A 10,921-nucleotide genomic window follows, 5' to 3' on the forward strand; every position below is an offset into this window, starting at 1 on the left:
ATGCGGGAGATTTTCCATGGCAGACCATTCCATCAAGGGCAAAGTCGTACTGATCGCCGGGGGCGCCAAGAACCTGGGCGGCCTGATCGCCCGCGACCTGGCGCAGCACGGCGCCAAGGCCGTCGCCATCCACTACAACAGCGCGGCGTCCAAGGCAGACGCCGACGCCACCGTGGCCGCGATCCAGGCCGCCGGCGCCAAGGCGGTGGCGCTGCAGGCCGACCTGACCACCGCCGGCGCGGTCGAGAAGCTGTTCGCCGACGCGGTGGCGGCGGTGGGCCGGCCCGACATCGCCATCAATACCGTCGGCAAGGTCTTGAAGAAGCCGCTGACCGAGATCAGCGAGGCCGAGTACGACGAGATGAGCGCGGTCAACGCCAAGACGGCCTTCTTCTTCCTGAAAGAGGCTGGCCGCCACGTCAACGACAACGGCAAGGTCTGCACCCTGGTGACCTCGCTGCTGGGCGCGTTCACGCCGTTCTACGCCGCCTATGCCGGCACCAAGGCGCCGGTCGAGCACTACACCCGCGCGGCCTCCAAGGAGTTCGGCGCGCGCGGCATTTCGGTCACGGCGGTCGGGCCGGGCCCGATGGATACGCCGTTCTTCTATCCGGCCGAAGGCGCCGACGCGGTGGCGTACCACAAGACCGCCGCCGCGCTGTCGCCGTTCTCCAAGACCGGCCTGACCGACATCGAGGACGTGGTGCCGTTCATCCGCCACCTGGTCAGCGACGGTTGGTGGATCACTGGCCAGACCATCCTGATCAACGGCGGCTACACCACCAAGTAACCATCGAGCCCCGGGCCGCCGCCCACGCGCCGGTTTGGGGCGTGCCTGGCGCCGCGTGCTGGGCGAAGCATGCTGGGCGAAGCCGCCGTCGGATGCCCGCGACGGCTGCCGGAGCGGCTATGCTGTCACGGGCGGCGGGGTGCCGCCGGCACTGCCGCAAACCGGGGGAGCATGGACAGGTTCGAACAGTATCGCGTCTTCGCGCAAGTGGCGGAGATGGGCAGTTTCATCAAGGCCGCCAACGCGCTGGAGCTGCCGCGCGCTTCCGTCTCGGCCGCCGTCCAGCAGCTGGAAGCGCAACTGGGCGCGCGGCTGCTGCACCGGACCACGCGCCAGGTGCGCCTGACCGCCGATGGCGCCCAGTTGCTGGAGCGCTTGCGGCCGCTGCTGTCCGAAGTCGAGGACATCGACCACCTGTTCCAGCAAAGCCAGCGCCAGGTGTCCGGCCGGCTCAACGTCGACGTGCCCAGCCGCATCGCGCGCCGCCTGGTGGCGCCGGCGCTGCCGGGCCTGCTGCGGCGCCACCCCCGATTGCAACTGGCGCTGGGGTCCAGCGACCGCGCCATCGACCTGATCCAGGAAGGCGTCGACTGCGCGGTGCGCGTCGGCGCGCTGCACGACAGCAGCCTGGTGTCGCGGCCGCTGGGCAATATCGGCCTGGTCAATTGCGCCAGTCCCGCCTATCTGCGCGACCAGGGCGTGCCCCATGCGCCGGACGAATTGCCGGCGGGGCATTGGATGGTGGGCTACGCCTCGCCCACCACGGGGCGCGAACTACCCTGGGAGGTGGTGGCCGACGACGGCGGCCGCCGGCTCATCGCGGTGCCCAGCCGGGTGGTGGTGAACAACGCCGAAAGCTATATCGCCTGCTGCCTGGCGGGCCTGGGGCTGATCCAGATTCCGCGCTTCGACGTGCAGGACCTGCTGGAAGCGGGCGAACTGGTGGAAGTCATGCCGGCGCATCGCGCCGCGCCCATGCCGGTGGCATTGCTGTATCCGCACCGGCGGCAGCGTTCGCGCCGGTTGGCGGTGTTCCTGGAGTGGTTCGAGGAATTGATGCGCAGGCACCTGGAGGCCTGACGGCGTGAGCCGGGGCTGACAGGGGAGGCGAAAGGGGGCGCGAAAGGGCGGCGCGAAAGGGTTGCGCACGAAGAGGGCGCGCCAAAGCGAAGGGAGCGCGGCAATCGTTGCCGCGCGCCAGGGCGATTTATGCCTGGGTATTGATGCGGGTGCCGATCTTGCCGTCGATGGCGACGACCGGCAGGGACTGCATCAGCGTGGCGACCGTGTCGGCCTGGGCGTTGATGGCTTTCTTGGTGACGCGGGCCTGGACTTCCTGCATCAGCTGCGCATCACGCATGGCCAGGCCGGTGTTCACGGTGTTGCTGACGGAAAGATCCATGGTGGGGAGTCCTGTGAGGCTTGCCGGACGGCGTCCGGGACAGATGGATTATGCGTGATTATTGCGTACTTCAACGTCTCGCGGTGAAATTCTCGGACGAAGATTGCGCAGGGTCAGGGTTGGGCCGGGCACTCCTTGACGGCGCCCCAGCCCTGGTTCGGGCCGCAATACAGCTTGCGCGCCGCCCAGGCGCAATCGGGGCGTTCGAAAAAACCCAGCGTGGCGCAGCGCGCCAGTTCGGCTTTCAGGTTGTCGACCCAGGCATGCGGATTCTCGGCGGGGATCTCGGTGATGCGCAACGTGGGCTTGGGCATGGCGGGGCTGTCCGCGTGTGGAGCGGCGCCTTCGCGGGCCGGGATGGCGGCTGCGGCGGGCGCCGCGCTCGCGGCGGACTGGCCCTGGGTGTGCGGCGTCGGCGCGGCGTCGTCAGGCGACGGCGCGGCGGAAGGGGGGACGCTGTCCGTGGCGCCCGGCTGCGGCGGGGGCGCATCGGCGGTGCGCGGCGCAATCGGAGCCGCGGGCGAGCGCGGGTCCGACGGCCGGGCGGCCTCCGGTCCCACGCCCGGCGGCGCGCCCAGGGGTACGCGCACCGGACCGGCGGCGGATGCGCCCGTGCGCCCGGCATCGGGCGTGCTCCAGGAAACCACCAACAGCACCAGGGCGCCATAGATCGCCAGGGTGTAGAGCACCGTCAGCGTGGCGTAGCCCACCCGTTTGCCGGTGATCGGCGTGGTATCTTCACGGCCCACCAGGCTGCGCCACCCGACCAGCGCGGCGCCCGGCGCGCTGATCAGCCACCAGCCCAGCCGCTTGAGCGGACCGGGGCGCGGGATCGAGGCCTGGACCTGCGCGGCCAACAGCTCGCGCAAGGCGCGGTTTTCTTCGCGCAGGCGCTGGGTGTGCACATCCACCGGCGCCTGGTCGTCTGGATCCGTGGTGCCGTCATGCCGCGTAGCGAGTGGATCGGGAGGCGTGGTGGTCATGTTACGAAAAATATAGATACAAAAGCGTACGAATGCAATTATGACCGCCTGTCACGCCGGGCAAAAAAGGAATAAGCCGGCAAAAATGCCGGCTTCCGACCAATCATGTCGCGGCGCGCGCCAGCCGACTATTCCAGGATGGCGTAGCTGATATGCGGTTCGTAGGTGAAACGCTGGATCCGCAGTCGGTTCAGGCCCAGCTTTTCCATCACGGCCAGCGTCTCGCCTGGCCAGGTCCGATTGTTCAGTTCATCGAAGACAATGACGCCGCCCTTGGGCATGCGCGGCAGGAAATGCTCCAGGCAGATCTTGGTGGGTTCGTACAGGTCCAGGTCCAGATGCAGCAGCGACACCACAGTCTGCGGCTCGCGCGCCAGGTACTCGGGCACGCTGTGGGCGACGTCGCCCTTGACCAGTTCGACCTTCTGGATGTGGCCGATGAAGCGGTTGGCGTCGAACAGCGCGATGGCGCGCTGCAAATCCGTGTAGCTGTCGGCCTGGTAGCCGTGTTCGCGGCGCTCGGTGGTCTGCACCACGGCATGGCGATCCTGGTCGGCGATTCCGGTGAAGCCGGAAAAAGTGTCGAAGCCGACGATGCGGCGTTGCAGATTGACCGGCTCCAGCGTGGCGCTCAACTGGGCGAAGGTCATCAGGCCGCCGCCCCAGTTGACGCCGCATTCCATGATGTCGCCCTGCACATGCAAGGCCATCTTGAACAGCTCGGTCAGGCACAGGAAACGCGCCAGGCTCTGGCGTGGCACGAAATTGGCGAAGTTCTCGAGCTTTTCGACGGTGCTGCCGCCCGCCGCGTCGAAGAGCGCACCCAGTTCCGCGCGGTAACCCACTTCGCGGGTGGTGCTGCGGCCATCCTGGCGGAAGCGGGAGGGATCGGTGGTGTCGTTCATGCTGCGGTTCTCTCGGATTCCTGTTCGCGACGACGCTGGGCATCGTGCCCGGGGTAGTCGACATAGAAGATGTTGCTGCGGTCGCCGGTGGGATAGCGCTGGCGACGGTATTCGGCATCGGCCAGGTCCGTGATGCGCAGTTGCGTGGTCCAACGAATCTGCCGGCCCAGGTTCGGCGTGCTGCGATGAAGCAGCAATTGCTTGAAGATGACCACGTCGCCGCGCGCGGCAGTGATGGTTTCGGGCGTTTCGGTCACGTCATAGTCCAGGCTCAGGTCGCGCTGCAGGAACGGCACGTAGGGCGCGATCACTTTGTCGCTGATGCGCTTGAACGGATACAGGCCGCGCTTGTGGCTGCCGGGAATGACCTGGATGGTGCCCGACGCCAGGTTGACGTCCTGGAACGGTATCCAGAGCGTTACCGCGTTCTCCGAACCCAGCAGGTAGAGCGTGTCCTGGTGCCAGGCGAACAGGTGGCGGGCGTCGGCCGGCTTGTCCAGGCGCATGTTGCAGCAGCCCATCAGGCCGGGGTGGGCCAGGCCCAGTTCGCGGCATAGCCGGTCCACGGCAGCGCTGCCCGACAGGCGAGACAGCGCGGGCAGGTACTTGAGGCGGTCATACAGCAGCGACTGCGTGGCCGGGTCCAGTTCGTAGCGGTCGAAATCGTGCATGTTGAATTGCGGGCCGACGATGCGCCGCCCCAGTTCGCCCAGCTGTTCTTCCAGTTCGTCGAGTTCGCCGTGTTGCCAGAAGTCCTTCAGGACCAGATAACCGTCGGCTTCAAATCTTTCGCGCATATGCGTTCGCTCGTTTTTCTGTTGCAGTCTGTACGGAAGGATCGCCTGTTGCCGGCCTGTCTCAGTCGCCGGTTTCTTCGCGCCAGCCCAGGACTTTCATGGGGTTGCCGCCCTGGATCGAGAAGGCGGAGATTTCGCCGCGCACCACGCTGCCGGCGGCAATGACGCAGCCTTCGCGCAGGATGGCGCCGTCCAGCAGCACGCAGTTGGCGCCGATCCAGACGTCGTCCTCGATGACGATGCCGCCCTTGCTGGGGCGGAATCCCTGTTGCCGGATCGGCAGGTCGCGCCGGCGGAACTCGTGGTTGGCGGGGGCGAAGGTGCAGTTGGCCGCGACCGCGACGCGCGCGCCCATGCGGATGCCGTGCCCGGTATAGAGCACGCAGCCGGAATTGATGACGCAGTCGGGGCCGATGATGACGTCGCCCGCGCCGCCAGCGGGCTTGATCTTGACGAAGGAATCCACCACGGCGCCGGGCCCGATCACGATCCGCGTGCCGCGGGTGGAATCCTCGATGTCAGCCAACGGCGACACGCGGGCGCTCGGGGCAATCTCGATCATGGTGCGGCCTTTGGCTTGGTCAGGCCTTGCGGCGCAGGAAGCCGTCGGGCGCCGAGGTCACCAGCAGTCGGTCCTCGACCGAGCGGTCGATCTCGAATTCCGGGTGGCTCTTGATCCACTCCCAGACGGCGGTCTTGGGGTTGTTGCCCTTGCCCCAGTGGCGGCCCGGCCATTCGTAGTCGGCCGGCATGTCCTCGACGAAGGTGTCGAACACCACGCAGTAGCTGCCCACGCTGACCAGGTCGGCATAGGCGTTCAGTTCGGCCAGCACGTGGTCGTGCGTGTGGTTCGAATCCAGGCACACCATGATGTTCTTCTTGCCCTCGGCATGGGCGCGGACCTGGGCGATGGTGGCCGGATCGATACTGGAGCCTTCGATCAGGTGGATGCGGCCGGCCAGCGGGTGGGCCTCGATGGCGCGGCGGTTATGTTCGCGGATCTCGATGTCCACGCCCACCACCTCGCCGGCGCCCAGCAGCTGCAGCATCGAGGCCGACAGCATCAGCGAGCCGCCATGGGCGATGCCGGTCTCGATGATCAGGTCCGGCTTGACCGCCCAGATCAGTTCCTGCATGGCCATGGCGTCCATGGGCAGCTGGATCAGCGGCCGGCCGGCCCACGAGAAATTGTTCATGTACTTGCGCTCCAGCGCCATCTGGCGCCAGGCGATCGACAGTTCGCGGAATTCCTGGTCGGTCGCGAACGAGCCGATGCGAGCGGCCTTTTCCTGGCGGTATTCGGGATGCGCGTCGGGCGTGGTTTCAAGGTAGGACATTCAGATTCCTTTGCGTTGGCGGTACTGCGCCAGAAAAAGCGGGAAATAGTCGGCGAACGCGCGCGGCGCGAGGCCGAAGCGGGTGCGCATGCGTTGGGTGTCGATATCGGCGAAGGCCCAGGGCTGCGCGTCGGGCGCTTCGGTGACGCGGTAGCCCAGGGCAGCTTCCAGGCAGTCGGCGATGGCGCGGTTGTCCACGCCCTGGCCGTGCGCCACGTTGAAAATGCCGGTGGCATCCGATTGCGCCAGGGCCAGGATCTGGTCCACGGCGTCGTCGATGTACAGGTAATCCTTGCGCGAGGACAGCGTGGTGTGCAGCGTGATCCGGCCGTCGCGCGCGCCTTCCTCGAGCAACTGGTCGATGAAACTGTCGGGCGCGTCGCGCAGGCCCACGATATTGGACAGGCGTGCCACCCGGGCCCGCGGATGGCCGCCGTGCAGGCACAGGGATTCGCCCATCAGCTTGGACAGGTTGTAGAGATCGCTGGCGTGGTTCGGATTGACCGTCAGCGCGGCCTGCTCGCGGGTGTCGCTGGCGCCGGCGTACACGCGGGTGCTGGACAGGTAGGTGAGGCTGTCGAAGTTGCCCCCCGCGATCAGGCGCCGCAGCAGGCAGACATGGGCTTCCACCGTCTCCAGCGGCCGGCCGCGGAAATCCGAGGTCAGGCCGATGGCGTAGATCACGTGCCCCAGGGGGCGGTCGAACAGCCCGGCGTCATTGCGCCCCGGCGCTTCGCAGGCGATGCCGTCGGCGCGCAGGCGCGCCAGCAGGTGGCGGCCGATGAAGCCGGTTGCCCCCAGGACGGTGACCGGCGCGGTGTTCATGCGTCGTGGCCGCCGTCGATCGCCAGGCCGGGCACGGCCGTGACCAGCTTGGCGTGCCAGCCCTCGCGCGCGTAGGCCAGCTGTTGCGAGACCTCCGTCTTCAGGTTCCAGGGCAGCACCACGATGTACTCGGGCTGGTCCTGCCGCAGGACTTCCTCGGCGACGATGGGGATATGGCTGCCCGGCAGGTACTTGCCCTGCTTGGCCGGGTTCAGGTCCACCACGTAGGGCAGCAGGTCAGGCCGCACGCCGGCGAAGTTCAGCAGCGTGTTGCCCTTGGCGGCGGCGCCATAGGCGGCCACCCGCTTGCCGTTGCGGCGCAGCTCCACCAGCAGCGCCAGCAGGTCGTTCTTGATGCGCTCGGCCTGCTGCTGGAAGCGCTCGTAGAAGGCCGCGCCGGTCATGCCGGCCTGTTGCTCCTCGTCCAGCGTGCGCGCCACCTCCGCCGTCACCTCGTGCTTGCCGGTATCGAGCCGCTGGGCATACACGCGCAGGCTGCCGCCGTGGGTGGGCAGGTGCTCGACGTCGAACACCGCCAGGCCGTTGGCCTGGAAGATGCGCGCGACCGCGGTCAGCGACAGATAGGAATAGTGTTCGTGATAGGCCGTGTCGAACTGGCTCTCGCGCACCATGCGCAGCAGGTGCGGGAATTCGAAGGTGGCCACGCCCTGGGGCTTGAGCAGCGCGGCGAAGCCCGAGACGAAATCGTTGATGTCGGGCACGTGCGCCAGCACGTTGTTGGCGGCGATCAGGTCGGCCGCGCGGCCGGTGCTGGCCAGCTCGTCGCCCAGTTCGATGCCAAAGAAGCGCTGCACGATGTCGATACCGCGTTCGCGCGCGGCCTGCGCCGTGCTGGCGGTGGGTTCGACGCCGTAGCAGGGGATGCCGGCGGCCTTGACGTATTGCAGCAGGTAGCCGTCGTTGGCGGCGATCTCGCACACCATGCTCTGCGGGCCCAGGCCGAAGCGGCCGATCATGGCGTCGACGTAGTGACGCGAATGCGCCAGCCACGACGACGAGAACGAACTGAAGTAGGCGTAGTCGTCGGTGAACAGGGCTTCGCGGCCGGCGTGGTCCTCGGTCTGGACCAGCCAGCACGATTCGCAGACCAGCAGGCGCAGCGGGAACCAGGTCTCCGGGCCGCGTAGCGCGTCCGCGCTCAGGTAGGCGTTGGACGGCGGCGCGTGGCCCAGGTCGAGGAAGGGCAGGCTCAATTCGGCCTGGCAGTGGCGGCACTTCACAGTGCGACTCCCGGGAAGGCGGCGTCCAGGCGCGGATGGTTCAGATCGCGTTCGGACACCAGGGTAGGGGGCAGGGGCCAGGCTATGCCGAGGCGGGCATCCTGGAAATGCAGGCCGGCCTCGGCCTGCGGGGCATAGGCCGCGGAATGGCAATACAGCATCTCGACGTCGTCGGCTAGCGTCTGGAAGCCATGGGCAAAACCCCGCGGGATCAGCAGGGCGCAGCCGTTGTCGGCGGACAGGCGTTCGGCGTGCCATTGCAGGAAGGTGGGCGAGCCACGGCGCAGGTCCACCGCCACGTCCCAGACTTCGCCGCGGATGCAGCTGACCAGCTTCATCTCGGCGTGCGGAGGCAACTGGTAGTGCATGCCGCGCACCGTGCCGGTCTGGGCGGTATGGGTGTGGTTGACCTGCGCGATGGCGCCGTCCCAGCCGGCGGCCCGCAGGGCCTCGGCATCGAACACGCGCGCCAGGAAGCCGCGCGTATCGCCGCGCGGGTGGCGCCGCACGCGTTTCAGGCCGGCCAGCGGCGTGTCGTGGATTTCCAGGCTCATCGCGGCCCCGCGTAGCGGTCGATGTCGGCCTGGCACAGCGCCAGCGCGTCCTCGCCCGCGTCGAAGCGGCGGTACCAGTCCATGCTGCGCGTCACCGCCGTGGCCAGCGGCCAGCGCGGCGCCACGCCAAGCACGGCGCGGGCCTTCGAGGTATCCAGCGTCAGCAGGCCGGCTTCGTGCGGACCCTGCGGCTGCTCGGCATAGACCGTGCGGCCGCGGCCATAGGCGGCCTGCGCCAGATCGATGACCGTGCGCACCGGCGCGGCCTCGGCGGCATCGGGTCCGAAGTTGTAGGCGTCGGCAAGCGCCGGATCCCGCCATAGCGTCTCCGCCAGGGTCAGGTAGCCGGCCAATGGTTCCAGCACGTGTTGCCAGGGCCGCACCGATTGGGGCCGGCGCACGAGCAACTCGCCGCCATCGCGCCAGGCGCGCACGGCGTCGGGCAGCAGGCGGTCGATCGACCAGTCGCCGCCGCCGATCACGTTGCCGGCGCGCGCGCTGGCGACCGCCAGGCCCTGTTGTTTCAGGAAGGCGTCGCGGTACGAGGCGATGACCAGTTCGCTGGCCGCCTTGCTGGCGCTATAGGGGTCGTGACCGCCCAGCGTGTCGTGCTCGCGGTACGGGTAGGGCCATTCGTTGTTGCGGTAGACCTTGTCGGTGGTGACCATGACGGCCACCTTGGCGTCCGGCGCCGATCGCAGCGCGTCCAGCAGGTGCGTGGTGCCCATCACATTGGTGGCGAACGTGTCCACCGGTTCGGCGTAGCTGGGCCGCACCAGTGCCTGCGCCGCCAGGTGCAGCACAATTTCAGGTCGCGCATCGCGCACCCGAGCCCGCAGCGCGGCTGCGTCACGGATGTCGATTTCATGATGGTCGACGGCCAGCTTGAGACGGGCGGCCTCGAACAGGCTGGGGGCGGTGGCCGGCGGCAACGACACGCCGGTGACCTGGGCGCCCAGGCGCTGCAGCCACAGCGCCAGCCAGCTGCCCTTGAAGCCGGTGTGGCCGGTCAGCAGGACGCGCTTTTGGCGCCAAAAGGCGGGGGAAGGTAGGGCAGAGCCGCTCATGGGTACCAATGAAAGATCAAATGCGGGAAGTGGTGACGATGGGGGCCAGAGACGTTTTTCGGGATGCTGTCCATTCTAGAGACCCATATGCGCAGCAATAGAAAGATCAGGCGAGAAATCGCCCCTTAGTTTTGCTTCCAGTTTCGCGATGGGCCAGTTGCCACTTGAGTCGGGGCATTTTCAGGCACGGGACCATGCAATTTTCCGTAAGGTCGGATGCCAGTATCAATGACTCACTTTGAACATTTCCATCATGGCCAACAATCACATCAAATCGGTTTTCTTCGGGCTGAGGGACCAGCCATTGTTCTACCGGGGGATCCAGTCGGCGCTGGATGCCATCGGGCCGGGCGGGGGCGCCTATGCCGGCGATAATATCTTTACCTACCATCGCAACCTCGGGTTCCTGGAGGACGAGGCCCTGATGCAGGCGTTCCGCCGTCACGCGGCCACCGACGTCGAACAGGCGGTGCTGTGGCGGATCGCCGTCGTGCTCTGGGGCGTGCGCAACGGCCTGCGCCTGGCGGGGGATTTCGTCGAATGCGCCTGCTACAAGGGGACGACGGCGCGGATAGTTTGCGACGCGGTCGATTTTGGGACGCAGGCCGATCGGCGCTATTACCTCTATGACCTGTTCGATTACGATCCGTCCCTGCCGCATCACGCCATGCCCGAGCACAGCAAGCAGTTGTATGGCTGGGTGCGGCAGCGGTTTTCGGATCTGCCCAACGTCACGGTCAGCCAGGGCAAGGTCCCGCAAGTGCTGCACGAGGCGGCCCCCCGGCAGATCGCCTTCATGCATCTGGACTTGAACAATGCCGAGGCCGAAATCGGCGCGCTGGACATGCTGTTCGACCGCATGGTTCCGGGGGCGGTCCTGATCCTGGACGACTATGGCTGGCTGTACTACCGGGCGCAGAAGGACGTCGAGGACCCCTGGTTTGCGCGGCGCGGCTACCGGGTGCTGGAACTGCCCACCGGGCAGGGCATGGTGATCAAGTGAAAAGCGGGCGCCCGCCT

The 10,921-nt window shown here is 67.4% G+C and carries 13 protein-coding genes; 3 read left to right on the forward strand and 10 right to left on the reverse strand.

Features of this window, described 5'->3' with window-relative positions:
* Positions 1-16: 16 nt before the first annotated feature.
* Together AC6CR5_RS02830 and AC6CR5_RS02835 are read left to right on the forward strand one after the other, a co-directional pair.
* Entirely contained in the window at positions 17-790 is a 774-nt protein-coding gene (locus AC6CR5_RS02830) for an SDR family oxidoreductase (protein WP_006387489.1), read from the forward strand.
* Between the two features lie 171 nt (positions 791-961).
* Positions 962-1,870 carry a LysR family transcriptional regulator gene (locus AC6CR5_RS02835; protein WP_006387490.1) on the forward strand — a complete coding sequence of 303 codons (909 nt, stop codon included), beginning with the start codon at positions 962-964 and terminating at the stop codon, positions 1,868-1,870.
* A 127-nt stretch (positions 1,871-1,997) separates the two neighbouring features.
* Here the strand turns inward: AC6CR5_RS02835 and AC6CR5_RS02840 are convergent, their stop codons facing one another.
* The 10 genes from AC6CR5_RS02840 to rfbG all read right to left on the reverse strand — a co-directional run bounded on the left by AC6CR5_RS02840 (position 1,998) and on the right by rfbG (position 9,901).
* A complete protein-coding gene (locus AC6CR5_RS02840; protein ID WP_006387491.1) occupies positions 1,998-2,192 on the reverse strand; it encodes a putative motility protein in 195 nt (64 codons plus the stop codon).
* A gap of 113 nt (positions 2,193-2,305) precedes the next feature.
* Positions 2,306-3,175, reverse strand: coding sequence for a hypothetical protein (locus AC6CR5_RS02845; RefSeq protein WP_498085256.1), 870 nt, complete (start codon positions 3,173-3,175; stop codon positions 2,306-2,308).
* Between the two features lie 128 nt (positions 3,176-3,303).
* Entirely contained in the window at positions 3,304-4,080 is a 777-nt protein-coding gene (locus tag AC6CR5_RS02850) for a TylF/MycF/NovP-related O-methyltransferase (protein ID WP_498085257.1), read from the reverse strand.
* On the reverse strand, positions 4,077-4,877 hold the full coding sequence (locus AC6CR5_RS02855) for a phytanoyl-CoA dioxygenase family protein (RefSeq protein ID WP_150100314.1): 801 nt from the start codon (positions 4,875-4,877) through the stop codon (positions 4,077-4,079). Before AC6CR5_RS02855 ends, AC6CR5_RS02850 begins: the two co-directional genes overlap by 4 nt.
* Before the next feature lie 61 nt (positions 4,878-4,938).
* The gene (locus tag AC6CR5_RS02860) at positions 4,939-5,439 is read right to left on the reverse strand and encodes an acyltransferase (protein ID WP_054444263.1); all 501 of its coding nucleotides are present in this window, start codon (positions 5,437-5,439) and stop codon (positions 4,939-4,941) included.
* Between the two features lie 19 nt (positions 5,440-5,458).
* Positions 5,459-6,214 (reverse strand): cephalosporin hydroxylase family protein, encoded by a 756-nt coding sequence (locus tag AC6CR5_RS02865; RefSeq protein WP_054431990.1) that lies wholly within the window; start codon positions 6,212-6,214, stop codon positions 5,459-5,461.
* On the reverse strand, positions 6,215-7,039 hold the full coding sequence (locus AC6CR5_RS02870; protein ID WP_150100315.1) for an NAD-dependent epimerase/dehydratase family protein: 825 nt from the start codon (positions 7,037-7,039) through the stop codon (positions 6,215-6,217). It abuts the gene before it with no gap.
* Positions 7,036-8,280, reverse strand: coding sequence for a methyltransferase domain-containing protein (locus AC6CR5_RS02875; protein ID WP_498085258.1), 1,245 nt, complete (start codon positions 8,278-8,280; stop codon positions 7,036-7,038). The genes AC6CR5_RS02870 and AC6CR5_RS02875 overlap by 4 nt, the downstream gene beginning before the upstream one ends.
* A complete protein-coding gene (gene rfbC, locus AC6CR5_RS02880) occupies positions 8,277-8,834 on the reverse strand; it encodes a dTDP-4-dehydrorhamnose 3,5-epimerase (RefSeq protein ID WP_150100317.1) in 558 nt (185 codons plus the stop codon). Before rfbC ends, AC6CR5_RS02875 begins: the two co-directional genes overlap by 4 nt.
* Entirely contained in the window at positions 8,831-9,901 is a 1,071-nt protein-coding gene (gene rfbG, locus AC6CR5_RS02885) for a CDP-glucose 4,6-dehydratase (RefSeq protein ID WP_054444267.1), read from the reverse strand. Before rfbG ends, rfbC begins: the two co-directional genes overlap by 4 nt.
* A 253-nt stretch (positions 9,902-10,154) precedes the next feature.
* Between rfbG and AC6CR5_RS02890 the strand changes: the two genes are divergently transcribed.
* Positions 10,155-10,904: a class I SAM-dependent methyltransferase gene (locus AC6CR5_RS02890; RefSeq protein ID WP_131728553.1), complete on the forward strand. Its 750-nt coding sequence runs from the start codon at positions 10,155-10,157 to the stop codon at positions 10,902-10,904.
* The last annotated feature ends 17 nt before the right edge of the window (positions 10,905-10,921 follow it).

The organism is Achromobacter sp. EG18 (assembly GCF_059759395.1).